The organism is Sinomonas atrocyanea (genome assembly GCF_030812675.1).
Taxonomy (GTDB): Bacteria; Actinomycetota; Actinomycetes; order Actinomycetales; family Micrococcaceae; genus Sinomonas; species Sinomonas atrocyanea_B.
In genome coordinates, this window is the sequence record NZ_JAUSTE010000022.1 from 1 (window position 1) to 26,195 (window position 26,195).

Annotated in this window: 26 protein-coding genes; 5 read left to right on the forward strand and 21 right to left on the reverse strand. The window is 72.8% G+C overall.

The window, feature by feature from the left end; translation table 11 throughout:
- The coding region (locus J2W20_RS18620; protein WP_307008599.1) for an FAD-dependent oxidoreductase at window positions 1-183 on the reverse strand (183 nt) is incomplete at its 3' end.
- 162 nt (window positions 184-345) lie between these two features.
- On the opposite strand from J2W20_RS18620, the gene J2W20_RS18625 reads away from it, so the two are divergent.
- From J2W20_RS18625 to J2W20_RS18640, 4 genes are read left to right on the forward strand one after another with little or no spacing between them, the layout of a single operon-like run.
- The gene (locus J2W20_RS18625) at window positions 346-1,308 is read left to right on the forward strand and encodes a sugar-binding transcriptional regulator (RefSeq protein WP_373458054.1); all 963 of its coding nucleotides are present in this window, start codon (window positions 346-348) and stop codon (window positions 1,306-1,308) included.
- Between the two features lie 52 nt (window positions 1,309-1,360).
- On the forward strand, window positions 1,361-2,206 hold the full coding sequence (locus tag J2W20_RS18630) for an aldo/keto reductase (RefSeq protein WP_307008600.1): 846 nt from the start codon (window positions 1,361-1,363) through the stop codon (window positions 2,204-2,206).
- A gap of 7 nt (window positions 2,207-2,213) precedes the next feature.
- The gene (locus J2W20_RS18635) at window positions 2,214-3,146 is read left to right on the forward strand and encodes an alpha/beta fold hydrolase (protein ID WP_307008602.1); all 933 of its coding nucleotides are present in this window, start codon (window positions 2,214-2,216) and stop codon (window positions 3,144-3,146) included.
- Entirely contained in the window at window positions 3,143-4,234 is a 1,092-nt protein-coding gene (locus J2W20_RS18640; protein WP_307008603.1) for a glycosyltransferase family 4 protein, read from the forward strand. Before J2W20_RS18635 ends, J2W20_RS18640 begins: the two co-directional genes overlap by 4 nt.
- A gap of 51 nt (window positions 4,235-4,285) precedes the next feature.
- Here the strand turns inward: J2W20_RS18640 and J2W20_RS18645 are convergent, their stop codons facing one another.
- From J2W20_RS18645 to pyrR, 13 genes are all read right to left on the reverse strand, one after another.
- A complete protein-coding gene (locus J2W20_RS18645) occupies window positions 4,286-6,388 on the reverse strand; it encodes a primosomal protein N' (RefSeq protein ID WP_307008605.1) in 2,103 nt (700 codons plus the stop codon).
- Window positions 6,389-6,407: 19 nt separating this feature from the next.
- Complete coding sequence (gene metK, locus J2W20_RS18650; protein ID WP_307008607.1) at window positions 6,408-7,625, reverse strand: methionine adenosyltransferase; 1,218 nt, start codon at window positions 7,623-7,625, stop codon at window positions 6,408-6,410.
- A gap of 9 nt (window positions 7,626-7,634) precedes the next feature.
- Window positions 7,635-8,939, reverse strand: a complete 1,305-nt coding sequence (coaBC, locus tag J2W20_RS18655) for a bifunctional phosphopantothenoylcysteine decarboxylase/phosphopantothenate--cysteine ligase CoaBC (protein ID WP_307008609.1) — start codon at window positions 8,937-8,939, stop codon at window positions 7,635-7,637.
- A 28-nt stretch (window positions 8,940-8,967) separates the two neighbouring features.
- A complete protein-coding gene (rpoZ, locus tag J2W20_RS18660; RefSeq protein ID WP_307008611.1) occupies window positions 8,968-9,252 on the reverse strand; it encodes a DNA-directed RNA polymerase subunit omega in 285 nt (94 codons plus the stop codon).
- Window positions 9,253-9,293: 41 nt separating this feature from the next.
- A complete protein-coding gene (gmk, locus tag J2W20_RS18665; protein ID WP_307008613.1) occupies window positions 9,294-9,911 on the reverse strand; it encodes a guanylate kinase in 618 nt (205 codons plus the stop codon).
- 40 nt (window positions 9,912-9,951) lie between these two features.
- Entirely contained in the window at window positions 9,952-10,266 is a 315-nt protein-coding gene (mihF, locus tag J2W20_RS18670) for an integration host factor, actinobacterial type (RefSeq protein ID WP_307008615.1), read from the reverse strand.
- 86 nt (window positions 10,267-10,352) lie between these two features.
- Window positions 10,353-11,222 carry an orotidine-5'-phosphate decarboxylase gene (gene pyrF, locus J2W20_RS18675; protein WP_307008617.1) on the reverse strand — a complete coding sequence of 290 codons (870 nt, stop codon included), beginning with the start codon at window positions 11,220-11,222 and terminating at the stop codon, window positions 10,353-10,355.
- On the reverse strand, window positions 11,215-14,535 hold the full coding sequence (gene carB, locus J2W20_RS18680; RefSeq protein ID WP_307008618.1) for a carbamoyl-phosphate synthase large subunit: 3,321 nt from the start codon (window positions 14,533-14,535) through the stop codon (window positions 11,215-11,217). Before carB ends, pyrF begins: the two co-directional genes overlap by 8 nt.
- Window positions 14,535-15,692: a glutamine-hydrolyzing carbamoyl-phosphate synthase small subunit gene (gene carA / locus J2W20_RS18685; RefSeq protein WP_307008642.1), complete on the reverse strand. Its 1,158-nt coding sequence runs from the start codon at window positions 15,690-15,692 to the stop codon at window positions 14,535-14,537. Before carA ends, carB begins: the two co-directional genes overlap by 1 nt.
- Window positions 15,693-15,784: 92 nt before the next feature.
- The gene (locus J2W20_RS18690; RefSeq protein WP_307008619.1) at window positions 15,785-16,312 is read right to left on the reverse strand and encodes a PH-like domain-containing protein; all 528 of its coding nucleotides are present in this window, start codon (window positions 16,310-16,312) and stop codon (window positions 15,785-15,787) included.
- Window positions 16,312-17,649 (reverse strand): dihydroorotase, encoded by a 1,338-nt coding sequence (locus J2W20_RS18695; RefSeq protein WP_307008620.1) that lies wholly within the window; start codon window positions 17,647-17,649, stop codon window positions 16,312-16,314. Before J2W20_RS18695 ends, J2W20_RS18690 begins: the two co-directional genes overlap by 1 nt.
- A complete protein-coding gene (locus J2W20_RS18700; RefSeq protein WP_307008622.1) occupies window positions 17,646-18,653 on the reverse strand; it encodes an aspartate carbamoyltransferase catalytic subunit in 1,008 nt (335 codons plus the stop codon). Before J2W20_RS18700 ends, J2W20_RS18695 begins: the two co-directional genes overlap by 4 nt.
- Window positions 18,650-19,255, reverse strand: coding sequence for a bifunctional pyr operon transcriptional regulator/uracil phosphoribosyltransferase PyrR (gene pyrR, locus J2W20_RS18705; protein ID WP_307008623.1), 606 nt, complete (start codon window positions 19,253-19,255; stop codon window positions 18,650-18,652). Before pyrR ends, J2W20_RS18700 begins: the two co-directional genes overlap by 4 nt.
- A 161-nt stretch (window positions 19,256-19,416) precedes the next feature.
- On the opposite strand from pyrR, the gene J2W20_RS18710 reads away from it, so the two are divergent.
- Window positions 19,417-20,712 carry a PrsW family intramembrane metalloprotease gene (locus J2W20_RS18710; RefSeq protein WP_307008625.1) on the forward strand — a complete coding sequence of 432 codons (1,296 nt, stop codon included), beginning with the start codon at window positions 19,417-19,419 and terminating at the stop codon, window positions 20,710-20,712.
- Window positions 20,713-20,767: 55 nt separating this feature from the next.
- Here J2W20_RS18710 and nusB read toward each other — a convergent pair whose 3' ends face one another.
- The 7 genes from nusB to J2W20_RS18745 form a co-directional block, all read right to left on the reverse strand.
- Window positions 20,768-21,178, reverse strand: coding sequence for a transcription antitermination factor NusB (gene nusB / locus J2W20_RS18715; protein WP_307008627.1), 411 nt, complete (start codon window positions 21,176-21,178; stop codon window positions 20,768-20,770).
- Window positions 21,178-21,741: an elongation factor P gene (efp, locus tag J2W20_RS18720; protein WP_307008628.1), complete on the reverse strand. Its 564-nt coding sequence runs from the start codon at window positions 21,739-21,741 to the stop codon at window positions 21,178-21,180. The genes nusB and efp overlap by 1 nt, the downstream gene beginning before the upstream one ends.
- A gap of 71 nt (window positions 21,742-21,812) precedes the next feature.
- Window positions 21,813-22,322, reverse strand: a complete 510-nt coding sequence (locus tag J2W20_RS18725) for a tetratricopeptide repeat protein (RefSeq protein WP_307008630.1) — start codon at window positions 22,320-22,322, stop codon at window positions 21,813-21,815.
- The gene (aroB, locus tag J2W20_RS18730) at window positions 22,319-23,422 is read right to left on the reverse strand and encodes a 3-dehydroquinate synthase (RefSeq protein WP_307008633.1); all 1,104 of its coding nucleotides are present in this window, start codon (window positions 23,420-23,422) and stop codon (window positions 22,319-22,321) included. Before aroB ends, J2W20_RS18725 begins: the two co-directional genes overlap by 4 nt.
- Entirely contained in the window at window positions 23,419-23,982 is a 564-nt protein-coding gene (locus J2W20_RS18735; RefSeq protein WP_307008635.1) for a shikimate kinase, read from the reverse strand. Before J2W20_RS18735 ends, aroB begins: the two co-directional genes overlap by 4 nt.
- Window positions 23,979-25,178 carry a chorismate synthase gene (gene aroC / locus J2W20_RS18740; protein ID WP_307008637.1) on the reverse strand — a complete coding sequence of 400 codons (1,200 nt, stop codon included), beginning with the start codon at window positions 25,176-25,178 and terminating at the stop codon, window positions 23,979-23,981. Before aroC ends, J2W20_RS18735 begins: the two co-directional genes overlap by 4 nt.
- A 26-nt stretch (window positions 25,179-25,204) precedes the next feature.
- Window positions 25,205-26,104: a shikimate dehydrogenase gene (locus J2W20_RS18745; protein WP_307008639.1), complete on the reverse strand. Its 900-nt coding sequence runs from the start codon at window positions 26,102-26,104 to the stop codon at window positions 25,205-25,207.
- Between the last annotated feature and the right edge of the window lie 91 nt (window positions 26,105-26,195).

Here is a 26,195-nt window from a genome sequence, read left to right on the forward strand (position 1 = left end):
CCCGTCGCAGTAGTCGCCGCGCTCGACCAGGGCCACGTCGACGCCCTGGAGGGCGAGATCGCGGAAGGTGCCGACGCCGTTGATGCCGCCGCCGATGATCAGGACCTTCGCGTGGGGCCTGGCCTTGAGCGACGCGACCCCCGTGCGGGGGGCGGGCTGGGCGGGGTTGTGGTTCTGGGGCACGTGGACCTCCTTGGCCTAGGTTGTGCGTGGCGCTCCCGCTATTCTTTGAAGGGCTGCAAAAGAAGTTCAAGCCGTCTGCACAAACGTGCAGAAAGGACCGCCGTGGGACCCTCCGAGACCGATCCGTACCGCCCGGATGTGAGACGAAGCTCACCCGGGGCCATTTCGCGCCGGCACCAGGACGCCCTGCTCGCGGCCCGCCTCTACTACCTGCAGGACCTCACCATGGACGGGATCGCGCGCCAGCTGCGCACCTCGCGCTCGACCGTGTCGCGCCTGCTCACCCTCGCCCGCGAGTCGGGGCTCGTCCAGATCCAGATCCACAGCCCGATCGATTCCGCGGTCGAGCTCGAGACGGCCGTGGCGGCCCAGTTCGGCATGGCCCCCTCTTCGGTGCACGTGGTTCCGCAGGTCGACAACCTCAACGAGGCGGAGACCCTGGACCGCGTCGCCATGTATGCCGCCCGCACCCTGACTCCCCTGGTGTCCTCGAGGACGGTCATCGGGATCGCATGGGGCTCGACCCTCAGTGCGATGAGCCGCTACCTCAACCGCAAGCCGACCCACGGCACGACCGTGGTCCAGCTCAACGGCGCGGCCAACACCCAGACGATGGGGCTGGGCTACGCCAGCGAGATCATGCGGCGCTTCGGGAGGGCCTTCGACGCGGACGTCGAGGAGTTCCCGGTCCCCGCGTTCTTCGACCGGCCCGAGACCAAGGAGTGGATGTGGCGCGAGCGCAGCGTGCGCCGCGTCCTCGCGGTGCAGGAGCGCATGTCCCTCGCAGTCTTCGGCGTGGGCTCGGTCGATGCCGAGGTGCCCAGCCACGTCTACTCCGGCGGCTACCTCGACCGCGACGACCTCGAGTCCCTGGCCGCGCAGGGAGTGGTGGGGGACGTCGCCACGGTCTTCTTCCGCGAGGACGGGTCCTCGGACGGGATCGGCCTCAACGCCCGCGCCACCGGCCCGGACTTCGCGGCGCTGCGCAGGGTCCCGCGCCGCCTGTGCATCGTCTCGGGCCCGTCCAAGGCGGCGGCGCTGCGCGGCGCCCTCAAGGCGCGCCTCGTCACCGACCTGATCGTGGACGAGGCGACGGGCAGGGCACTGCTGACCGAGCATGCCTAGTCCGGGGTCCGGTGCGGCCGCTCCGGCGGGGCGCGCCGGTAGGGTGGAGACCATGATCGCGTCCCCCACGGTCCCCCTTGCCCGCGGCGTGGCCATCCCCCAGCTCGGGTTCGGCCTGTACAAGGTGCCCCCCGAAGATGCGGAGCGGCTGGCGGGTGACGCGCTCGCGGCCGGTTACCGGAGCCTCGACACCGCCGCGATGTACGGCAACGAGGCCGGCGTGGGCCGAGCCGTCCGCCGGGCCATGTCCCACGCCCGCGCCGGCCGCCTCGAGCGCGGCGAGCTGTTCGTCACCACGAAGATCTGGAACACGGATCAGGGGTACGACGCCGCCCTGCGGGCCTTCGACTGCAGCCAGGCCGAACTCGGGCTCGACGTCGTGGACCTGTGCCTCATCCACTGGCCGTGCCCGCGCAGGGACCTGTACGTGGACACCTACCGGGCACTCGTCCGGCTGCGCGAGGACGGGAGGGTCCGTGCCGTCGGCGTGAGCAACTTCCAGCCGGCGCACCTCCGCCGTCTGGTCGACGCCGTCGGGGAGGTCCCCGCCGTGAACCAGATCGAGCTGCACCCGTGGCTCCAGCAGCACGAGCTGCGGGCGCTCCACCGCGAGCTCGGCATCGCCACCGAAGCCTGGTCCCCGCTCGCACGCGGGCACATCCTCGAGGACCCGGTGCTGCGCGAGATCGCCGCGGCACACGGCGTGAGCGTGGCCCAGACGACGATCCGCTGGCACCTGCAGGAGGGCACCATCGTCATTCCCAAGGCGAGCAGCCCGCAGCGGATCCGCGAGAACGCGGACGTGTTCGGCTTCGCGCTCACCGACGAGGAGATGGCCCGGATCGCCGCACTCGACCGGGGCTTCCGCAGCGGCTCCCACCCGGACGACGTCAACTGAGACGGAGATGACCCCCATGACCCTGGCCGCAGAGCCGTTCCTGTCCGACCAGCTGGCCGCACGCGAACGGCGCGACACCGTCGACGTCGCGGGCGCGCCCACGGCCGTCTTCACGTACGAGCCGGTGGGGCGGCCGGGCACACCGCCGGCCGCCGACGCCCCGACGGTCCTGGCCGTCCACGGCTTCCGCGGCACCCACCACGGCCTGCTGCGCATCGTCGATGCCCTGCCGGACGTGCGGTTCGTCATGCCGGACCTGCCCGGCTTCGGAGCCTCCGGCGTCCTGGCGGGCGAGCACTCGATCGACGGCTACGTCCGCTGGCTCGCCTTCCTCGCCGACGGGCTCGCCCTCGGGCCGGACACCGTGCTGCTCGGACACTCCTTCGGCTCCATCGTCGCGGCGCACTTCATGGCCAGGCACCCGGGCCGCTTCGAGCGGCTCGTCCTCGTCAACCCGATCTCGGCACCGGCGCTCGAGGGACCGCAGGCCGTCCTCAGCCGGCTGGCGGAGCTCTACTACTGGGGCGGCGCGGCCCTCCCCGCCCGTCCCGGCACGGCGCTGCTGCGCAGCCGCGCCGTCGTGCGCCTCATGAGCGAGGCCATGGCCAAGACGCGCGACGGCTGCCTCCGGGCGTTCGTCCACGCGCAGCACCGCGAGCACTTCAGCGAGTTCGCCACGCGGTCCTCCCTGCTGGAGTCGTTCCGCGCGTCGATCTCCCACGACGCCGCGGAGGTCGCGGACCAGCTGCACCTTCCCGTGCTGCTGGTGGCGGGCGAACGGGACGAGATCGCGGCGCTGCCCGATGTGCGGCGGTTCCACGCCCGGCTCGGCGACTCGCGTCTGACCGTGGTGCCGGGCGTGGGGCACCTCATCCACTACGAGACGCCCGGTCCCGCGGCGGCGGCGATCGCCGAGTTCATCTCCGAGAGGACGGCATGAGGATCCTCATCGACGCCCGCTTCACCCGCACGGACCAGCACGACGGCATCAGCCGGTTCGGGGCGAGCCTGATCGAGGCGGTCTCGCGCCGCGCCGACGTCGCGATGCTCATCAGCGACGACCGGCAGCTCGCGCTCCTGCCGTCGGTGCCCCACGTGAAGGTCACGAGCCCGCTGTCCCCGCGGGAGCTGTTCATCGCCGGCCAGGTCAACCGGCTCCGGCCGGACGTTGTGTTCTGTCCCATGCAGACGATGGGCTCGTGGGGACGGCGGTACCCGCTCATCCTGACGCTGCACGACCTCATCTACTACGAGCACCCCGAGCCGCCGGGGTTCCTCCCCGCGCCTGTCCGCCTGCTGTGGCGCCTCTACCACCGGGCGTACTGGCCCCAGCGGGTCCTGCTCAACCGGGCCGATGTGGTCGCCACCGTCAGCCACACGACACGATGGCTCATGTCGGAGAAGCGCCTCACGCGCCGGCCCGTCCGAATCGTCGGCAACGCCCCGCCGGGCGGCCGCGAGCCGAGGCGAGCCGAGGCCGGCGCCGAGAAGACCCTGCTCTACATGGGCTCCTTCATGCCGTACAAGAACGTCGAGACTGTCATCTCCGGCATGGAGCACCTCCCGGACTACGAGCTGCACCTCCTCTCCCGCGTCTCCACAGGGCGGCGCGCCGAGCTTGAGTCCCTGGTGCCGGCCGGGGCCCGGGTCGTCTTCCATGGCGGGGTGTCCGAGGAGGACTACGAGGCCCTCCTGCGGCGCACGACGGCGCTCGTGAGCCTGTCCCGGTCCGAGGGCTACGGGCTGCCCCTCGTCGAGGCCATGAGCCTGGGCACCCCCGTGGTCGCGAGCGACATCCCGATCTTCCGCGAGGTGGGGGGCGCGGGCACGTCCTACGTGGACCCGGACTCCCCCGCCGCGTTCGCCGCCGCCGTCCGTGCGCTCGAGGCCCCCGGCGCCTGGGAGGCGGCCTCCGCCGCTGCACGCACCCAGGCGGCGACGTTCAGCTGGGACGCGTCCGCCGACGCGCTGCTCGCGGCAGCCCAGGAGGCGATCGAGGCCCACGCGCGGCGCCGCGGAACGCCCTGAGCGCAGGGCGCACAGGGCCGGCCGAAGGAGACCCGCTCAGAACAGGTCAGCTCAGAGCAGATCAGGGGCGTCGACCCTGACGGTCACCGGGCCGGCGGTGCGGCGCACGGCGAGCGAGATCCGCGCCGCGTGCAGGCCATGGGACACGGCCGGTCCGGCGGCGATCGGGAAGAAGACCAGCGCCTGCGCGGGGTCTCCGGCCACCGGCCCCACGACGCGCACCCCCGGCTGTGAGACGGCCCCGCGTGCCACCTCGAGGAAGGCCTCGACGTCGGCCATGTCGCCGGTGACCGCGGCGGTCCGCACCGCGGGCGGCAGCGACAGCTCGCGGCGTTGGGCGAGCTCCCGCGAGGCGAAGCCCGCGGGGTCCCAGCGCACGAGCGCCGCCAGCGCCTCGCTCTCCCCCGCGGTGATGACCACTCGGCCACCGGCCGAGGCGGGCCGGACGAGTGCGGCCGCATTGAGCCACCGGCGGAGGGCCTCCTCGGGCGCCCGCAGGCTCTCCCGGCGCAGGAGCGCCTCGCCGTCGAGCAGCAGTGCGGCCGCGTAGCCGCCGGGGGCCAGCGGCTCGGCGCCGACGGTCGCGACGACCAGGGCTGGCGAGCCGGCGACCTCGGACTTGACCGAGTCGCCGGCCGAGGTGACGACGACTGCCCCGGGGAAGGCCCTCCCCAGCTCCTCTGCCGTCCGGAGCGCCCCGATCGCGGTGCGCCGCAGGGCGTGGGAGCCGCAGACGCGGCAGGCGAAGGCGAGCTCGGGGGTCCCGCACCATCGGCAGACCACGAGGCGCTCGCGCCCCGAGGGCTGCTCCGCGAGCGGCCCAGAACACTGTCGGCACCTCGCCGGCTCGCGGCACCGCTCGCAGGCCAGCGAAGGGGCATAGCCCGCGCGGGCGACCTGGACGAGCACCGGACCCTCGGCCAGGGCCTCGCGGGCCGCGTGCCACGCCGCGTGCGGCAGCCGCGCGACGCGGGCGAGAGGGTCGCGCGCGGATTCCACGCTGTCCGCCGTGCTGGTGATCCGGGGCGTGGCGGCGCGAAGCGCCGCCCTGCCGGGAGCGATGCGCTGCAGCCACCCCGACTCGACGAGCCGCTGGGCTTCCACCGAGACGGCATGGCCGGCGAGCAGCACCGCGCAGCCGGCCTGTTCCGCGCGCAGGAGCAGGACCTCGCGGGCGTGGAAGTAGGGGGCCCGCGGCTCGAGGTGCATCTCGTCGCCGTCGTCCCAGCAGACCACGAGGCCGAGGTCCTGCACGGGCGCGAACACGGCGCCGCGGGTGCCCACCGCGATCCGGGCGCCGCCCGTGAGGAGTTCGAGGAAGGCCCGGGAGCGTACGCTCGGGCCGTCCTCGGCGGAGAGGCGGACTGTCCTCTCGCCGGGGACCGCGGCCTCGAGGGCCGCCTGGACCCGCTCGAGGTCCCGGCGGTCGGGGACCACGACGAGCGCGCCGCGTCCCGAGGAACGGGCGGCGGCCACGGCCGCAGCGATGGTGTGGGGCCAGGCATCCGGGCCGTAGCCGTGGGCGGTCTGCAGGGATGCCCGCGGGCTGCCGCCCGCGGCAAGGTGGCGCAGGAACGCGCCGCCGGGGGTGAGCTCCGCCCAGCCACCGGCGCTGCCGCCCGGTGCGGGGCCCGATCCTGTCGCAGTATCCGCCCCGTCCACTCGGGTAGGGGCAGGGCATGGCTCCTCGGCAACGCGGGCGGCGAACTCGGCCTCGACCTTCACGGCCCGCGGCGGCACGGCAAAGCGCAGGACATCGCCCAGGGCGCCGGCCCAGCGCTCCGCGACGGCACCCGCCAGCTCGGCGACCTCGGGAGCGAGGACAGGCAGCGGCGAGAGCACCGCACCCAGGGGAGCCAGCCGCACGCCGGCGTCGGACGAGTCCCGGCGCTCGAGCAGGAACCCGACGTGCTCGCGGCCGGCGATCCGGACCTTCACGCGCACGCCCGGGACGGCCGCGGTGTCCAGCTCCTCGGTGACCAGGTAGTCGAACAGGCGGTCCAGCTGGGGCAGCGGGGACTCGACGCACACGCGTGCCACGGGGCGCTCGGACGCCGGCCGCGGCCCCGGCCCCGGCGGGGTCTGCTCGGGCAGCGGGAAGCCGGTAAGCAGCGACGGCTGGACGGGCTCGGTGGGCCGCTCGCTCGCGCTCATCGCCCGCGCCTGACGCGGCTCACGCCCCGAAGAAGTCCTTCAGGTCCTGGACCCGGTCGAGCCGCTCCCAGGTGAAGTCCGGCTCTTCGCGCCCGAAGTGGCCGTGCGCGGCCGTCTTGGCGTAGATGGGGCGCTTGAGGTCAAGGGCCTCGATGATCGCCCGGGGCCGGAGGTCGAAGACCTCGCTCACCGCGGCGCTGATGCGCAGCGGGTCGACGCTCTCGGTGCCGAAGGTCTCGACGTAGATGCCGACGGGACGCGCCTGGCCGATCGCGTAGGCGACCTGGATCTCGGCCCGCCGTGCGAGGCCGGCGGCCACGACGTTCTTCGCGACCCAGCGCATCGCATAGGCAGCGGAGCGGTCCACCTTCGACGGGTCCTTGCCGGAGAAGGCGCCGCCGCCGTGGCGGGCGAACCCGCCGTAGGTGTCCACGATGATCTTGCGGCCGGTCAGGCCGGCATCACCGACCGGGCCGCCGATGATGAAGGCCCCGGCAGGATTGAGGATGCTGCGCACGTGGTCCGACTCGAGCTCGGCCATGGCCAGCACGGGCTTGACGACGTGGTCGGCAAGGTCGGCGCGCAGCGTGGCGAGGTCGGTGCCCTCGGCGTGCTGGCTCGAGATGACGACGGTCTCGACGCTCACGGGACGGTCGCCGTCGTACCCCACGGTCGCCTGCGTCTTGCCATCCGGGCGCAGGTACGCGAGCTCGCCGCTCTTGCGGACCTCCGTGAGGCGCTCGGAGAGGCGGTGGGCAAGCCAGATCGGGGTGGGCATGTAGGTGGCGGTCTCGTCGGAGGCGTAGCCGAACATGATGCCCTGGTCGCCGGCGCCCTGGAGGTCGTACTCGTCCTCCATCGTGCCCTCGCGGGCCTCGAGCGAGTTGAACACGCCGTCGAAGATGTCCGAGGACTGCTGGCCGATCGAGACCGACACCCCGCAGCGGGCACCGTCGAAGCCGTTGGCCGACGAGTCGTAGCCGATGCCGAGGATGGTGTTGCGCACGATCTGCGGTATCTCGACGTACGCGTCGGTGGTGACCTCGCCCGCGACGTGGACCAGCCCCGTGGTGGCCATCGTCTCGACGGCAACCTTTGACTCCGGGTCGGCCGCGAGGAGCGCGTCGAGGATGGAGTCGCTGATCTGGTCGCAGATCTTGTCGGGGTGCCCCTCGGTCACGGATTCGGACGTGAAGAGGCGCAGGGCTGTGGTGCCGGGATCGGGAGCGTGGGTCACTGGTCCACTCTACTGGGTTGCGTCGCGCCACTGGGGCGCGCGGGCCGCCAGCTCGCGCGTGATCCGGCGCACGACGGCGGCCGCGACCTCGTCCTTGCTGCCCGCTGCCTGCTCGGGCGCGCCGCCGTCGCGGGCGAGGATGAGGACCGCGTTGCTGTCCTGGCCGAAGACGCGCTCCGAGCCCGCCGCGTCGGCGCCGACCTCATTGAGCACGAGCAGTTCGCAGCCCTTGCGGGCGAGCTTGGCCATCCCGTACTCGAGCGCGCTCGAGGCGGCGTCGCCGGTCTCCGCGGCGAAGCCCACGATCAGCTGGCCGGGCTCGGCCTCGTTGCGCCGCTGCACGAGTTCCACGAGGACGTCGGGGTTTCGGACGAGCGTGATGACCGGGTCGGCGGCGTCGTCGCGCTTCTTGATCTTGCTGGGCTGCAGCTCGGAGGGCCGGAAGTCGGCCACCGCTGCGGCCATGATGAGGACGTCTGCGCCCGGCGCCTCGGCGAGCATGGCCTCACGCAGCTCGAGGGCCGAGCCGACGCTGACGACCCGCGCGCCCTCGGGCGGCGCGACGTCCATGTGGGCTGCGACGAGCGTGACGTCGGCGCCCGCGGCGAGGGCCGCCCGGGCGAGGGCGGCGCCCTGCTTGCCGGAGGACCGGTTCCCGAGGAAGCGGACCGGGTCGAGAGGCTCGCGGGTGCCTCCCGCGGAGACGACGACGCGCCGGCCGGTCAGGGGGCCGGCGGGGCGGTCGGTGCCGGGGGCGCCCGGGCGGGGGCCGGCGTCGGACGCGGAAGGCCCGTCCACGAGGGCGAGGGCAGCGCGGAAGATCTCCTCCGGCTCCGGGAGCCGGCCGGGGCCCGAGTCGGCGCCGGTGAGCCGTCCGACGGCAGGCTCCAGGACGTGCACCCCCCGTTCCCGCAGGAGCGCCACGTTGGCCCGGGTCGCGGGATGCCGCCACATCTCGGTGTGCATGGCCGGCGCGAGCAGCACCGGGCAGTGTGCCATGAGGAGCGTGTTCGTCAGGAGGTCGTCGGCATGGCCGCCCGCGGCACGCGCGAGCAGGTCGGCGGTGGCGGGCGCCACGACCACGAGCTCGGCGTCGTGGCCGAGGCGGACGTGGTTGACCGTCTCGACGGCCTCGAAGACGTCGGTGCGCACCGGCTTGCCCGAGAGGGCCTCCCAGGTGGCCTTGCCGACGAAGCTGAGCGCTGCCTCGGTGGGCACCGCGGTGACGCTGTGCCCGGCCTCGGTGAACAGCCGCAGCAGCAGGGCCGCCTTGTAGGCGGCGATGCCGCCGCCCACGCCTAGGACCACGCGCACGCGGCCGACCTCCTCCTGGTCCCTGCTGCTACTGGTCCTCGGACTCGGCGGCAGGCTCTTCCTCGACGGCGGGGGTCGCGACGAGCAGCCCGTCGTTGATCTCGCGCAGGGCGATGGAGAGCGGCTTCTCGTTCAGCCGGGTGTCCACGAGCGGGCCGACGTACTCGAAGAGGCCCTCGTGCAGCTGGGCGTAGTAGGCGTTGATCTGGCGGGCACGCTTCGCGCCGAAGATCACGAGGCCGTACTTCGAGTCGGACTTCGTCAGGAGGTCGTCGATCGGGGGGTTGATGATGCCTTCGGGGGTCGAGGACACAGTGGGTCTCCAATGCTCTTTCGTAGCGGATGGCCGGCGCGCTAGCGCGACGCGGGCCGGGCGTGCGGCGTCAGTCCCATGAGTGACACAAGCTCATCTGCCGCGCGCTTCACGTCGTCGTTGACGACGGTGACGTCGAACTCGGGCTCGGCAGCGAGCTCTATTTTAGCCGTTTCGAGGCGGCGCTGCTGTTCCTCGGCGGTTTCGGTGCCCCGGCCGCGCAGGCGGCGCACCATTTCGTCCCAGCTCGGAGGGGCCAGGAACACGAACTGCGCGTCCGGCATCGCCGCCTTGACCTGCCGCGCGCCCTGGAGGTCGATCTCGAGGAGGACGTGCTTGCCGGCAGCGATCGCCTCCTCAACCGTGCGGCGCAGCGTCCCGTAGCGGTTCTGCCCGTGGACCACGGCCCACTCGAGGAATGCGTCCTCGCCGACGAGCCGCTCGAACTCGGTGGGGCCCACGAAGTAGTAGTGGACGCCGTCGACCTCGCCCTCGCGCGGGGCCCGGGTCGTGGCCGAGACGGAGAGCCACACCTCCGGGTAGGTGTCCCGGATGTAGGTCGAGACCGTGCCCTTGCCCACGGCGGTGGGCCCTGCGAGGACGGTCAGCCCGCCGTGCCCGGCCTCGGATGCGGCCGTCTGGTCCTGTGCGTGCTCCACGCTGTCCCTTCGTCAGAGCCCGGGACGCCCCGGGCATGCTTCAGCCTGCCAGAAAATCTACCAGCGCGCGCCGCTGGTGGACGCCGAGGCCCCTGAGGCGGCGGCTCGGCGCGATGCCGAGCGTGGCGAGGATTGCCTGGGCACGCACGGGTCCGATGCCGCGCAGGCATTCGAGCATCTCGGTGACCTTCAGCCGTGCCAGCGCCTCGTCGTGGTCTGCCCGGGCGAGCAGCTCCTCGACGGTCAGCTCCCCCGAGTGGAGTGCGGCCTTGGCCCGTGAGCGGATCCCGCGCGCCTCGACGGCCTTCCCGAGTGCCGCGCGCCTCTCCTCGGGTGTCAGGGGTTCCAAGGCCACTGCGCCGCCTCCGTGCTCGCCCGGATCGCTCGGGAGCCCGCGGCCACAGCGGCGCGCGGACTCCCCTAGAACGTAGACGGCGCGAGTCAGGCCCGCAAGCCCTCGAGGGTCCGCTCGGCGCGCGCCCGCACGCCGCGCGGCTCGGGGCCGCCGGCGAGGATGTCCCTGCTGGACGTCCCCAGCACCCGGGGATAGGCCGGACCGAACGTCTCCCTCAGGACGGCCGGGGTGGCCCCCTGGGCGCCGAGGCCCGGGGCGAGGATCGGGCCGCCCATCGCGGCAAGGTCGAGGCCGAGGCGGCCGATCGCGTCCCCGACGGTGGCCCCGACGACGAGGCCCACCGAGCCGTGGCCGCGCTGCGCGCCCGCGTACCGCCCGTTCTCCGCCGCTGCGGCGTCCACGACGCGCCGGGCCACCGAGGAGTCCCCGCCCACGTGCTGGACCGAGGCGCCCTCGGGGTTGGAGGTCAGCGCGAGCACGAACACGCCGCGGCCGGTCTCCGCCGCGGTCTCGAGGGCGGGCCGCAGCGACTCGAACCCGAGGTACGGGCTGAGGGTGACGGCGTCCGCCGCGAGCGGGGACCCCTCCCCCAGCCAGGCCTGGGCGTAGGCCGCCATGGTGGACCCGATGTCGCCGCGCTTGGCGTCGGCGATCGTGAGCAGTCCGGCGTCCGCCGAGGCCGCGAGGAGCTCCTCGAGCGCGGCGATGCCGGCCGAGCCATGGCGCTCGTAGAGCGCCACCTGCGGCTTGAGCGCCGCGGCGACGTCGGCGACCCCCTCGAGGACCGCCGCCGAGAAGCGGCGGAGGCCCTCGGCGTCGTCCGTCAGCCCCCACGCCGCCAGCAGCGACGGGTGGGGGTCGACGCCGACGCACAGCGGCCCCCTGGCGGCCATGGCCGCGACGAGCCGCTCCCCGAAGGGCGCCCGGCCCGCAGGGCGCCCCGTGGGCTCAGGCACGGGCCGGCTCCGCGGCCTCCTCGGCCGGGGCGGCCGAGCCGCCGCGGACCGAGGCGGCGTGCTCCTGCAGGCTGGTGACGTCCCACTCGAAGCTGCGCATGGCCTCGATCGCGAGGACGGCGAAGTTGAACTCCGCCACCGTCGTGATGCAGGGCTTGCCGACCGAGGTGGCCGCGGCACGGATCTCGTAGCCGTCGCCGCGCGCGGCGCCGCCCGAGGGCGTATTGAAGACCATGTCGACCTTGCCGTCGTTGATCAGGTCCACGATCGTGCCCTCGCCGCCGTCGCTGACCTTGCGGACCACGGTGGCGGCGATGCCGTTGCGGTTGAGCACGGCGGCGGTGCCGCCGGTGGAGAGGATCTCGAAGCCGAGGTCGGAGAGCTTCTTCACCGCCATGATGATCGAGCGCTTGTCCCGGTTGGCCACCGAGACGAAGACCCGGCCCGAGGTCGGCAGCGAGCTGTTCGCCGCCGCCTGGCTCTTGGCGAAGGCCGTGTCGAAGTGCTTGTCGATGCCCATGACCTCGCCGGTCGAGCGCATCTCCGGCCCGAGCAGGCTGTCCACCACGGTGCCCGACGGCGTGCGGAAGCGGCTGAACGGGAGCACGGCCTCCTTCACGGCCACCGGTGCGCTGTCGGGCAGCACCGCGCCGTCGCCGGTCTCGGGCAGCATCCGGTACGCGCTGCGCAGCTGCTTGATCGTCACGCCGGTGCCGATGAGGGCTGCGGCCTTGGCGAGCTGCACCCCGGTGGCCTTCGAGACGAACGGCACCGTGCGGGAGGCGCGGGGGTTGGCCTCGAGCACGTAGAGCACGTCCGCGGCGAGGGCGAACTGGATGTTGATGAGCCCGCGGACGCCCACGCCCGCCGCGATCGCCTCGGTGGCGGCCCGGACGCGCTCGGCCACGTCGGTGCCGAGGGTGACCGGGGGCAGCACGCACGCGGAGTCGCCGGAGTGGATGCCGGCCTCCTCGATGTGCTCCATGATGCCGCCCAGGTACAGGTCGGTGCCGTCGTAGAGTGCGTCGACGTCGATCTCGATCGCGTCCTCGAGGAAGCGGTCGATCAGGACCGGGTGGTCCGGGGTGATCTCGGTCGCGTTGTCGATGTACCGGCGCAGGTTCGGCTCGTCGTAGACGATCTCCATGCCGCGGCCGCCGAGGACGTACGAGGGCCGCACGAGGACGGGGTAGCCGATCTCGCTGGCGATCCGCCGGGCCTCCTCGAAGGAGACGGCGGTGCCGTTCTTGGGCGCGACGAGCCCGGCGTCGTCGAGCACCTTCGCGAACGCGCCGCGGTGCTCGGCGAGGTCGATCGCCTCGGGAGAGGTGCCCAGGATCGGCACCCCGGCGTCGGCGAGCTGCTGGGCCAGCTTCAGGGGGGTCTGGCCCCCGAGCTGGACGAACACGCCGATGACGCCGCCCGTGCGCTCCTCCGCGGCGATGACCTCGAGCACGTCCTCGAGCGTGAGCGGCTCGAAGTACAGGCGCGTGGAGATGTCGTAGTCCGTGGAGACGGTCTCCGGGTTGCAGTTGACCATGACGGTCTCGTAGCCCGCCTTGCGCAGCGCCATCGTGGCGTGCACGCACGAGTAGTCGAACTCGATGCCCTGGCCGATGCGGTTGGGGCCCGACCCGAGGATGACGACCGAGGGCTTCTTGTGGAGCTCGACCTCGTCCTCCTCGTCGTAGGACGAGTAGTGGTACGGGGTGTAGGCGGCGAACTCGGCCGCGCACGTGTCCACGGTCTTGTAGACCGGGCGGACGCCGAGTGCCTGCCGGACGCCGCGGACCACGGCCTCCGACGAGTGGGTCAGGGCGCCGATCTGCTCGTCCGAGAAGCCGTGGCGCTTGGCCAGGCGGAGCACGTCCTCGGTGAGGGCGGGTGCGGCCTTGATCTCGGCGGCGACCTCGTTCAGGAGGGCGAGCTGGTCGAGGAACCAGGGGTCGATCTTCGTCGCCTCGAACAGCTCCTCGACGCTCGCGCCGCCGAGGAGGGCACGCTGGACCTGGGCCAGGCGCTGGGTCGTGGGGCGCTTGGCCTGCTCGACGAGGTCGGCGACCTCGTACTCCGGGACCGGGGAGAAGTCGAGCTGGGCGCCTTTCTGCTCGAGCGAGCGGAGTGCCTTCTGCAGGGCCTCGGTGAAGTTGCGGCCGAGGGCCATCGCCTCGCCCACGCTCTTCATCGTGGTCGTGAGGGTGGGGTCCGCGGCGGGGAACTTCTCGAACGCGAAGCGGGGAACCTTCACGACCACGTAGTCGAGCGTCGGCTCGAAGCTCGCCGGGGTCTTCTGCGTGATGTCGTTAGGGATCTCGTCGAGCGTGTATCCGAGCGAGAGCTTCGTGGCGATCTTCGCGATCGCGAATCCGGTGGCCTTGGAGGCCAGCGCCGAGGAGCGCGAGACGCGCGGGTTCATCTCGATCACGACGACGCGTCCGGTGGCGGGATCGACGGCGAACTGGATGTTGCAGCCGCCCGTGTCCACGCCGACCTCGCGGATGACGGCGATCGCGACGTCGCGCAGCTTCTGGTACTCGCGGTCGGTGAGCGTCAGCGCCGGGGCGACGGTGATCGAGTCGCCGGTGTGGACGCCGACCGGGTCGAAGTTCTCGATCGAGCACACGACGACGACGTTGTCGTTCTTGTCGCGCATCATCTCGAGCTCGTACTCCTTCCAGCCGAGGATGCTCTCCTCCAGGAGCACCTCGGTGGTCGGGCTGTACTGCAGGCCCGCGCCGGCGATGCGGTGCAGGTCCTCCTCGTTGTAGGCCATCCCGGAGCCGAGGCCGCCCATCGTGAAGGAGGGGCGGACGACGACGGGGTAGCCGAGGTCCTCGACGGCGGTGAGCGCCTCGTCCATGGTGTGGACGATGTGGCTGCGGGCGCTCTCCGCACCGCAGCGCTCGACCACGCCCTTGAACTTCTCGCGGTCCTCGCCGAGCTCGATCGCGGCGATGTTCGCGCCGATGAGCTCGACGCCGTACTTCTCGAGGACGCCGTTCTTGTCCAGCGCGATCGCGGTGTTGAGCGCGGTCTGGCCGCCCAGGGTCGGCAGGACCGCGTCCGGGCGCTCCTTGGCGATGATCTTCTCGACGACGTCCGGGGTGATCGGCTCGACGTAGGTCGCGTCGGCGAGCTCCGGGTCGGTCATGATCGTGGCCGGGTTCGAGTTGACGAGGATGACCCGCAGGCCCTCCTCCTTGAGCACCCGGATGGCCTGCGTGCCGGAGTAGTCGAACTCGGCCGCCTGGCCGATCACGATCGGCCCGGAGCCGATGACCAGGACGCTCTTCAGGTCTGTGCGCTTGGGCATTACTTCGCTTCCTCGGTCTCGGGGGTCTTGGTGCTCGCGGACGCCGACTCCATCAGCGCGATGAAGCGGTCGAACAGGTACGCGGCGTCGTGCGGGCCGGCCGCGGCCTCGGGGTGGTACTGGACGGAGAACGCCGGGATGTCGAGGCAGGCGAGGCCCTCGACGACCTGGTCGTTGAGGCTGAGGTGGGAGACCTCGACGCGGCCGTAGCGCTCCTCCGGCGCGGTGGTGGCGCCCTCGAGCGGGGCGTCCACGGCGAAGCCGTGGTTCTGGCTCGTGATCTCCACCTTGCCCGTGCGGCGGTCGATGACCGGCTGGTTGATGCCGCGGTGGCCGTAGCGCAGCTTGTAGGTCCCGAAGCCGAGGGCCCGGCCGAGGATCTGGTTGCCGAAGCAGATGCCGAAGTAGGGCAGCTTCTCGTCGAGGACCGAGCGCAGCAGGCGCACCTGGGCGTCCGCGGTGGCGGGGTCGCCGGGGCCGTTGGACATGAAGAACCCGTCGGGGTCGACCGCCCGCACGTCCTCGATGGCCGCGGTGGCGGGCAGCACGTGCACCCGGACCCCGCGCTCGGCGAAGCGGTGCGGCGTCATGGCCTTGATGCCGAGGTCGACCGCCGCGATCGTGAAGCGGGGCTCGCCCTCCCAGCCGTGCTCGGACGGCTCGACCGTGTACGCGGCGTCGACGCTGACCTCCTCGGCCAGGCGGGCGCCCTCCATGGGTGCGCTCGCGCGGACGGCCTCGAGGAGCTCCTGCTCGGGGCGGCGCGCGGCGTCGCCCGAGAAGATCGCGGCGCGCATGGTCTTGTGCTCGCGCAGGTGGCGGGTGATTGCGCGGGTGTCGACTCCCTGGATGCCCACGATCCCCTGGGCCTCGAGCTCCTCGTCCAGGCTGCGCTCGCTGCGCCAGTTCGAGGGGCGTCGCGCGGGGTCGCGGACCACGTAGCCGGCCACCCAGATGCGGCGGGACTCGGCGTCCTCGCTGTTCACTCCGGTGTTGCCGATGTGGGGTGCGGTCTGGACGACGATCTGCCGGGCGTAGGAGGGATCGGTGATCGTCTCCTGGTATCCGGTCATGCCCGTCGCGAAGACGGCCTCCCCGAAGGTCGTGCCCACGGTCCCGTAGCTGTGGCCGCGGAACATCGTGCCGTCCTCGAGCACGAGGACGGCGGGCTGCCGCGTCCTGGTGCCCTGCGCCGGGGCGCCTGCGGCTGCCGCTGTCCCTGCTTCTGGCCCGCTGGTGGCGTTCTCAGTCACTGCTCACTCTTTCCCTGACCCGCGGCGCTTCCGGCCGCGGAACCCATCACATTCTCGATTGCTGCCACGAGGGCGTTCTTCTCTTCGGCGTAGCGGGGGCGGAACCCCGTGTCGACGGCGGTCCCCCCGAGGAGCCAGCCGACGACGACGAGGCCGTCCTTCTCGACGAACTTCCCGGCCATGCCGGAGGCGAGGCCCACCTCCCGCAGGTCCTCGCGCGGGATGAAGAAGTGGCTGGATCCTGCTCGGTCGAAGACCAGGCCGTCGTCCAGGACCACCGCGTCCGCCCCGGTGCGCACGCCGAGGCCGTGGGCCGCCACCCGGTCGAGCCAGTCGCCCGCCGTCGTCGTGGCGACGTACTGGCCGCTGCACCGGAGGCGCTCGGCGCCGGCGTCCTCGGGGACCGGGCGGGGAGCCGGGATGCCCGACTGCCGTCTGAGCCGGCCCCGCCACCCGACCCACATAAGCGCGGCGAGGACCACGGCGAGGGCCAGCATCGCCAGGCCTGGTCCGAGGCGGTCCATCAGCGCTCCCCCGGGTGGGCGCCGGCGAAGGCCGGGTGCGGGGTGGTGAGCGCGCCGTCGAGCACCGTCGGGTGGCCGGCGTAGAACGTCGCGACGACCCGGCCGGGCAGTTCCCGGCCGGCGAAGGGCGAGTTGCGGCCCTTCGTCGCCTGGGCCGCGGGGTCGACGGTCCAGCGGGCGGCGGGGTCGACGAGCACCAGGTGGGCCGGTTCGCCCTCGGCGAGGGGGCGGCCGTGGTCGCTGTCCCGGCCGATCCTCGCCGGTGCCTCCGACATCGCGCGGGCCACGTCGCGCCAGCCCATCAGGCCGGTCTCGACCATCGCGAGCTGGACCACCGAGAGTGCCGTCTCGAGCCCCGTCATGCCCATCGCCGCCTGCACCCACTCGCACTCCTTGTGCTCGCTCGGGTGCGGGGCGTGGTCGGTCCCGACGACGTCGATCGTGCCGTCGGCGAGGGCCGTGCGCAGCGCCTCGACGTCGTCGTGCGTCCGCAGCGGCGGGTTGACCTTGTAGACCGGGTCGTAGGTGCGCACGAGCTCGTCGGTGAGCATCAGGTGGTGCGGGGTGACCTCGGCGGTCACATCGATGCCGCGGGCCTTGGCCCAGCGGATGATGTCCACGGACCCCGCGGTGGAGACGTGGCAGACGTGCAGGCGCGATCCCACGTGCTGGGCAAGCAGGACGTCGCGGGCGATGATGCTCTCCTCGGCGACGGCCGGCCAGCCCGGGAGGCCGAGGACCGAGGACACGGCGCCCTCGTTCATCTGGGCGCCCGCGGTCAGCCGCGGCTCCTGGGCGTGCTGGGCGACCACACCGTCGAAGGCCTTGACGTACTCGAGGGCCCGGCGCATGAGGACCGGGTCGTGGACGCACATGCCGTCGTCGGAGAACATCCGCACGGCCGCGGCGGACTCGGCCATCGCGCCGAGCTCGGCAAGCCGCTCCCCCTTCAGGCCCACGGTCACGGCCCCGACGGGCCGCACGTCCGCCCACCCGGCGCGGCGTCCGAGGTGGGCGACCTGCTCGACGACTCCGGCGGTGTCGGCGACGGGGTTGGAGTTGGCCATCGCGTGCACGGCGGTGTAGCCGCCGAGGGCGGCCGCCTTCGAGCCCGTCTCGACCGTCTCCGCGTCCTCGCGGCCAGGCTCCCGCAGGTGGGTGTGGACGTCCACGAGCCCGGGCAGCGCGACCAGGCCGTCGGCGTCGACCACGGTGGCGCCGGCGGCATCGAGGCCGGAGCCCACGGCGGCGATCACGCCGTCGGCGACGAGGAGGTCTGCCGGGGTCTCGCCGTACAGTGCGGCCCCCCGGACGAGGTAGCGCGGCGAAGCCGTCATGAGGCTGTCTCCTTCAGCTCGGGGGCGGCCACGGGGTACTCCGCGGATCCGCCGGACATCAGCAGGTAGAGCACGGCCATGCGCACGGAGACCCCGTTGGCGACCTGCTTGAGGACCTGGGACCGTTCCGAGTCCGCGGCGGCCGAGGAGATCTCGAGCCCGCGCACCATCGGTCCGGGGTGCAGGATGACGGTGTCCTTCAGCCCGAGCGCGGACAGGCGGGCAAAACGCTCGTCGCCGAGGCCCCAGCGGCGGGAGTACTCGCCCGTGGAGGGGAAGTAGGAGGCGTTCATGCGCTCAGCCTGGACGCGCAGCATCATGATGGCGTCCGGGCGCGAGGCGATGGCCTCGTCGAGGTCGTAGGTGACCTCGCACGGCCAGCCGTCGACGCCGATCGGCAGGAGCGTCGGCGGGGCGACGAGGGTCACGTGCGCCCCGAGGGTGGCCAGGAGCCACACGTCCGAGCGGGCGACGCGCGAGTGGAGGATGTCGCCGACGATGAGGACGCGCGCGCCGGCGAGGTCGGCCCCCGCGGAGGAAGTGCCGGCGAGGCGCGAGAGGTGCCGCCTCAGCGTGAACGCATCGAGCAGCGCCTGGGTCGGGTGCTCGTGGGTCCCGTCCCCCGCGTTGACCACGGCGGCACTGATCCAGTCGGTCACCGCGAGCCGGTGGGCCGCGCCGGAGGCCGAGTGGCGGAGGACGACGGCGTCGGCACCGATGGCCTCGAGGGTCTGGGCCGTGTCCTTGAGCGACTCGCCCTTCGAGACGGACGAGCCCTTGGCCGCGAAGTTGATCACGTCCGCGGAGAGCCGCTTGGCGGCCGCCTCGAACGAGATGCGCGTGCGGGTGGAGTCCTCGAAGAACAGGTTCACCACGGTGCGCCCGCGCAGGGCGGGCAGCTTCTTGACCTCGCGCGAGTTGACCGCGCTCATCTCCTCGGCGGTGTCGAGGATGCGGATCGCGTCCTCGGCGGAGAGGTCCTTCGTCGACAGCAGGTGCTTCACCGGGCCGCCTCCTCGGGGCCCTCGATGGCCACGAGGTCCTCGGGGAAGCCGGACCCGACGTCGACCTCTGCGAGGCGCACGCGGACCTTCTCCGCGCGGGACGTCGGCAGGTTCTTGCCGACGTGGTCGGCGCGGATCGGCAGTTCGCGGTGGCCGCGGTCGACCAGGACCGCCAGGCGCACGGAGCGGGGCCTGCCGAGGTCCACGAGGGCATCGAGGGCGGCGCGGATCGTCCGGCCCGAGAACAGCACGTCGTCGACGAGCACGACGACCTTGTCGTCGATGCCTCCGGCCGGGAGGATTGTGCGGGCCGGCGGACGGGTGGGCTGGCGCGAGAGGTCGTCGCGGAACATCGTGATGTCGAGCTGGCCGACGACGGCGGCGGGGTCCACGCCGGGATCGGCGGCGGCGAGCTTCGCCGCGAGCCGGACCGCGAGCGGGTAGCCCCGGCGCGGGATGCCGAGGAGGACCAGCCCCTCGGGGCCGCGGTTGGCTTCGAGGATTTCGTGCGCGATGCGTGTCAGCGCCCGGTCGATGTCGCCCCCTGAGAGGACAACCCGCCCGGCACTCACGCTGCGCTCTTCTGCAGAGGCAGGTGCCACAGCAGACCCCTTTCCCCGCCTCACAGGACGGAATTAAATGAGGAAAACTGTCGATCCAAGCTATCACAGGCCCCGCCGCTGCCGGCGGCGGGTGTGCCCGCCGTCACGCGCGCTCCCGCGCCGCCGGGCGGGAGGCCGCGGCGCGGCGCTAGCCTTGGGCCATGAGGAGCAACGAGCGGCCGCGATGGCAGCAGCCCGAGCCCGGCAGCTACGTCCCGCCGCCCCGCCCCCGGCAGGCGCCGGAATCTGCCCCGAATCCCCCCGCGCCCGCCCCGGAGGCGGTCCGGGCGCCCGGGCCGACGGGTGCGCTGGGCGGGGCGTTGCCGCCCCTGGCGGTGCCGCCTCCGCGCGGGCCGCGCCTGGGTCGCGGGGCGCTCGCGGTGGTCGTCGGCGGGGGCGCGGCGCTGCTTGCGGCGCTTGCCGTGGTGGTGCCCTTCCTGCTGCGCGCCACCGGGAGCTCCGGGCTGCTGGTGGGCTTCCTGCTCTCGCTGTTCCCCCTGGCTATCGTGCTGTTGGCTGTCTTCGCCGTGGACCGGTGGGAGCCGGAGCCGAGGCGCCTGATCGTCCTGGCCCTGGTCTGGGGCGCCGTGATGTCAGTCGCGGCGACCACGCTGGTCCAGCCCGTGTTCCTCGACGCGTTCGGCCCACGCTCCGGCGCCGCCCAGACCATGCGCTTCCTGGCCACGGTCGAGGCGCCGATGGTGGAGGAGAGCGCGAAGGGCCTGGGCCTGCTCATCCTCATGCTCGCGGCCCGGAAATACGTCGACGGGCCGGTGGACGGGATCGTCTACGGCATGACGATCGCCGCGGGGTTCGCGTTCACCGAGAACATCCTCTACTTCGGCCGGCTCTTCAGCGAGACCTCCGGATCCGCCGCGTCGCTGGCCGTCGTCTTCACGATGCGCGGGGTCCTGTCCCCATTCGCCCACGCCATGTTCACCGGAACGCTCGGCCTGGTGATGGGGCTCGCGGCGCGGCGCTGGAGCCCGGGGCTCGTGGTCGGGGCGTTCCTGGTGGGCCTGGCGCCGGCGATGCTCCTGCACAACATCTGGAACAGCGGCGGGGAAGACTTCTTCTTCCTGTACGTGCTGGTCCAGATCCCGCTGTTCGGCGCCGCGACGGTGGGGGTGTACTTCCTGCGGCGCGCCGAGGCGCGGCTCACGCATGAGCGGCTGCTCGAGTACGCCCAGGCCGGCTGGTTCTCGCCCCTCGAAGTCGAGATGCTCGCGACCCCGCGGGGCCGCAGCGCGGGCCTGAAGTGGGCTACGGGGCTGGGGCGGGGCACCGCGATGCGGGCGTTCATCCGCACCGCGACGGACCTCGCGGCGGCGCGCCAGCGCGCGCTCAGCGGACGGGACGTGCGCGGCTATGCCGCGTCCCAGCAGGAGCTCCTGGACCGGATCGGACGCGAACGCGATGCGCTCCTCGGGATGTCGGGCGGCCGCCCGCGGCTTTAACGGGGAGCGGCCGCCCACGGCGGTGAACCGGGGGCGGCCGCCTCGCTGAGGTGCCTCAGGCGAGCAGGGTCGGCTTGAGCTCCTGGAGTCGGCCGAGGAGTCCGTTGACGAAGCTCGGAGACTCGTCGGTGGACATGGTGCGGGCCAAGGCCACGGCCTCGCTCACGGCGACGGCGTCGGGGACGTCGTCGTTGAAGAGCAGCTCCCACAGGCCGATGCGGAGGATGATGCGGTCGACCGCGGGCATGCGCTCGAGCGTCCACCCCTGCGCGTAGGTCCGCAGGATCTCATCGATCTGGGACTGCCGGACCGTCACGCCGTCGACGATCTCGACGGTGTAGGGGTTGATCACCTGCTCGGTGCGGTCCCGGCGGCCCTGGATGGCCACCGAAGCCGGGACACCGCGCTGCTCCGCCTCGAAGAGGATGTCGAGGGCCCGCGCACGGGCCTTTCCACGGGCGCTCACTAGTCGTTGACACGTCCCAGGTAGCCGCCGTCGCGGGTGTCGACCTTGACCTTGGTCCCGGTCTCGAGGAAGAGCGGCACCTGGATCTCGTAGCCGGTCTCCACCGTGGCGGGCTTGGTGCCCGCGGACGAGCGGTCGCCCTGCAGGCCCGGCTCGGTGTAGGTGATCTCGAGGGTCACGCTCGGCGGGAGCTCGACGTAGAGCGGGTTGCCCTCGTGCAGCGCGATGAGCACCGTCTGGTTCTCGAGCATGAAGTTCGCGGCATTGCCGACCGTCTCGCCCGCGACCGTGATCTGGTCGTAGGTGTCGGTGTCCATGAAGACGAAGTCGGCGCCGTCCTTGTACAGGTACTGGAAGTCACGGCGGTCCACCGTGGCGGTGTCGATCTTGGTGCCGGCGTTGAAGGTCCTGTCGACGACCTTGCCGGAGAGCACGTTGCGCAGCTTGGTACGCACGAACGCACCGCCCTTGCCCGGCTTCACGTGCTGGAACTCGATGACGTTCCACAGCTGGCCGTCCAGGTTCAGCACGGTGCCGTTCTTGATGTCGTTGGTGGTTGCCACGTGGCGCCTCTCGTTGCGTTCGTCTCGTCAAATCCGCAGACCATTCTAACCAGAGCGCGCCCCCCGGCCCGTCACTGCTCGCGGCTGCGCAGCTCGCGGGCCCGGCCGAGGGCCACCGTCGAGGAGTAGATGAGGCTCGCATCGGCCGACGCGGCGACCCTGAGGTCGAGCGCCTGGGAGAAGGCCTTCTCCGCCGCGGCGTAGTTCCCGCGGGAGAACTGGATCTTGCCCAGGTACTGCAGGACCATCGCCTCGTTGGGGGTGCCCTTCGACTCGGCCAGGAGCTGCTGGGCGCGCTCCACGGCGCGGTCGTTGCGGTTGCCGGCCCGCAGCACGTCGAGTTCGAGCACCTTGAGCCGGAAGGACTCGGGATCGGCGTAGCGGGCCTCCACGAGGATCTCCGCCGCCGCGCTCACATGCCCCCGGGCGAGCTCGACGAGCGCACGGTCGCGGGGATCCGTGCTGGCCGCCAGGGCCGCGGTGCAGCGTTCCTCGTCGACGACCTCTGTGTCCAAGGTCTCCGGGTTGACCGCAACGCCCGGGAAGCCCGCGTCCGGCCACTCGCGGCGGTCGCTGATCATTCTGCGGCTCCCTGCGCGATCTCCTGGTAGGCGGCGAACAGCAGCGACGCGTCGGGGACCTCGAGGATCCCGGGCTTGGCGACGTCGTCGAGCACCACGAAGCGCAGGAGGTCGCCGCGGGCCTTCTTGTCCCGCCGCATGCCGTCCAGGAGCGCCTGCCAGCGGTCCCCGCGGTACGTGGTGGGGAGCCCGAGGGAGGTCAGGATGCTCCGGTGGCGGTCGGCGGTCGCGTCGTCGAGCCGGCCCACGCTGCGGGCCAGCTCGGCGGCGAACATCATGCCCACGCTCACCGCGGCGCCGTGCCGCCATGCGTAGCGCTCGGCGAGCTCGATCGCGTGGCCCAGGGTGTGGCCGTAGTTGAGCACCTCGCGCAGGCCTGCCTCCTTGAAGTCCGCCGAGACGACCTTGGCCTTGACCGCGATGGACCGCTCGATCAGCTCGCGCACCACGTCCGAGGCGGGATCGGCGACCGCCTCGGGGTCCTTCTCGATGAGGTCCAGGATCGTGGGGTCCGCGATGAACCCGCACTTGACCGCCTCCGCCATGCCAGTGAGCAGTTCGTTGCGGGGCAGCGTCGCGAGGGCGTCGAGGTCTGCGAGCACGGCGGCCGGCGGGTGGAAGACGCCGACGAGGTTCTTTCCCTCCGCGGTGTTGATCCCCGTCTTGCCGCCCACCGCGGCGTCGACCATGGCGAGCAGGCTCGTGGGCAGGTGCACCACGCGGACGCCGCGCAGCCAGGTCGCCGCGACGAAGCCGGCCACGTCGGTCACCGCTCCCCCGCCCACCGAGACGATGGCGTCCGAGCGGGTGAAGTCGTTCTGCCCCAGGACCTGCCAGCAGAACGCGGCGACCTGGATGTGCTTCCCCTCCTCGGCGTCGGGGATCTCGGCCGTGAGGGCGGTGAACCCGTCGGCCTCGAGCGACGCGCGGACGGCGTCGCCCGTGGCCCGCAGGGCCCGCGGGTGGATCACGAGCACGCGGCGGACGCGCTCGCCGAGGGCCGGGGCGAGCCGGTCGAGCAGGCCGTGCCCGACGACCACGTCGTAGTTCTCGGCGGGCGTGCTGCCCGTGACCTTGATGACCGCAGCGTCGCTGCTCATGCGATGACTCCCTCGGTGGCGCGGCGGCTCCCGGCCGCGATCGTGCCTGCAATCAGGGCGGCAACCTCGGCCGCAGTGTTCTGGCCTGTGTCCACGCTCAGCGTCGCGAGGTCCTCGAAGACGGGACGTCGGCGGTCCATGAGCGCCTTCCAGCTGTTCTCGGCATCGCCGTGCAGGAGCGGCCGGTCCGCGCTGCCGACCAGCCGCGGGGCGACGTCGTCCCACGAGGCCCGCAGGTACACGCGGTGCACGTCGGCGAGCAGTGCCCGGGTCTCCGCCCGCAGCACCGACCCTCCCCCGAGGGCCAGCACGAGGCCTCCGGGATGCCGCTGCGCGAGGACCTGTGCGATGACGTCCGCCTCCGCCTGCCGGAAGGCCTCCTCGCCGTGCGCGGCGAAGATCTCCGGGATGGGCCCGTGCTGTGCCACGACCAGGGCGTCGGTGTCGAGGAAGCGTGCGCCGAGCAGCTCGGCGAGGGCCGCTCCCACCGAACTCTTGCCCGAGGCCATCGGGCCGAACAGCACGATGGGGCGGTCCGGCCGGCCGCCGGCCGCGGTCATCCCGCCACCGAGTCGAGCGCTGCCGGGATCGAGGCGAGGAACGACTCGAGGTTGCGGCGCGTCTCCGCGACGGAGTCGCCGCCGAACTTCTCGAGGACGGCCTGCGCGAGCACGAGCGCGACCATGGCCTCGGCGACGACGCCCGCGGCGGGGACCGCGCAGACGTCCGAGCGCTGGTGGTGGGCCTTGGCGGCCTCGCCCGTGGCCACGTCGACGGTACGGAGGGCCCGCGGGACGGTGGCGATGGGCTTCATCGCGGCGCGCACGCGCAGGACGTCGCCGATGCTCATCCCGCCCTCGATGCCGCCGGCCCGGTTGGTGGACCGGACGATCTTCCCATTCGGCTCGCGCACGATCTCGTCGTGCGCCGCGGAGCCGCGCCGGGCAGCTGTGCGGAATCCGTCGCCGACCTCCACGCCCTTGATCGCCTGGATGCCCATGAGCGCACCGGCGAGGCGCGCGTCGAGCCGGCGGTCCCAGTGGACGTAGCTGCCGAGGCCCGGGGGAAGGCCGTACGCGAGGACCTCGACGACGCCGCCGAGGGTCTCGCCCTCCTTGTGGGCGGCGTCCACCTCGGCGACCATGGCCTCGGAGGTCTCCGCGTGGAAGCAGCGCAGCGGGTCGGCGTCGAGCGCGCCGACGTCGGCGGGCTGCGGGAGCGGGGCGCCCTCGGGGACGGCGACCCCGGCGATCTGAGTCGTGTGGCTCACGAGGTCGATCCCGAGCTCGGCGAGGAACGCCGCCGCTGCGGTGCCCAGGGCTACGCGCGCCGCCGTCTCGCGGGCCGAGGCCCTCTCCAGGACCGGGCGGGCCTCGTCGAAGCCGTACTTCTGCATGCCGGTGAAGTCTGCGTGGCCCGGGCGCGGCCGGGTCAGCGGGGCGTTGCGTGCCTGGCCCTCGAGCTCCGCGGGGTCGACCGGGTCGGAGGCCATGATCTGCTCCCACTTGGGCCATTCCGTGTTGCCGACCTGGATCGCCACGGGGCCGCCCTGGGTCCTGCCGTGCCGCACCCCGCCGAGGATGGTGACCTCGTCGGCCTCGAACTTCATGCGCGCGCCGCGGCCGTAGCCCAGGCGGCGGCGCGCGAGGGCCTGGCGGATGTCCTCGCTCGTGAGGGCGACGCCGGCCGGGAGTCCCTCGAGGATGCCTACGAGTGCCGGGCCATGAGACTCACCGGCCGTCAACCAACGCAACATGACATCAATCCTGCCACGCGGCGGCGCTATGCCGTGCGCTGGGGTACGCCTACTGAGGCGCACATCACATCTATGACGGCCCGCGACCGGGCGTCCTGGCGCCCGGTGAACAGCACGATCTGCTCGACCGCCTGGTAGACGAGCATCTCGAGTCCGTGCAGGACGTGCCCTCCGCGCCCCTCCCACGCCGCGGCGAGCCTGCTGGGCCACGGATCGTAGGCGACGTCGAGCAGCACGTGCGCGCCGCCGTCGTCCGCGGGGACCGTGGCCAGCTCTGCCGCGAGCCCGTCTGCGGCCCGCGGCGGCAGGGTGCTGACGACGGCGTCTGCCGCAGCGAGGCGCGCGGCTCCCCCGTCGAGCGGGGAGACTGCCACCTGGAGGCCGAGCCTCGTGGCCAGCGCCGCGGCCTCGCCGGAGCGGGAGGCGTCGCGCACGAGGAACTCGACGCGCCGGGCGCCGAGCCGGGCGAGGGCGGCGACCGACGCCAGCGCCGTGTTGCCGGCGCCGACGACCACAGGACGGTGCACGGACTCCATGCCGGCGTGGCGGAAGGACTCGGTGATCCCGAGGACGTCCGTGTTGTGGCCTACGAGGACCGTGCCCGCGGCCGAGGGCTCGACGACCACGGTGTTGAGCACGCCGAGCTCGGCGGCGAGCCCCTCGACCCGGTCCACGAGCGGCACGAAGGCGGCCTTGAGCGGCATCGTGACCGACAGGCCACGCCAGCCCGGTTCGCGGCGCACGCGCGCCGCGAAGGCCGGGAGCTGCTCCTCGGTGAGGTCGAAGGAGCCGTACTCCATGTCGATGCCGAGGGCGCGGTAGGCCGCCAGGTGGAGCGCCGGCGACTTCGAGTGGCCGATGGGGTGGCCGAGGACGGCGGCACGGGCCGCCGCCTCCGGCCCTCCGGCACCCGGCCCTGCGGTCACTGGCACTTGCCCGGGTTGGCGGTGCACCACTGCTCGTACTGGGCCACGTAGCCCTGGTGCTCGGCGTAGGTCTTGGCGAACTTCGTCTCGC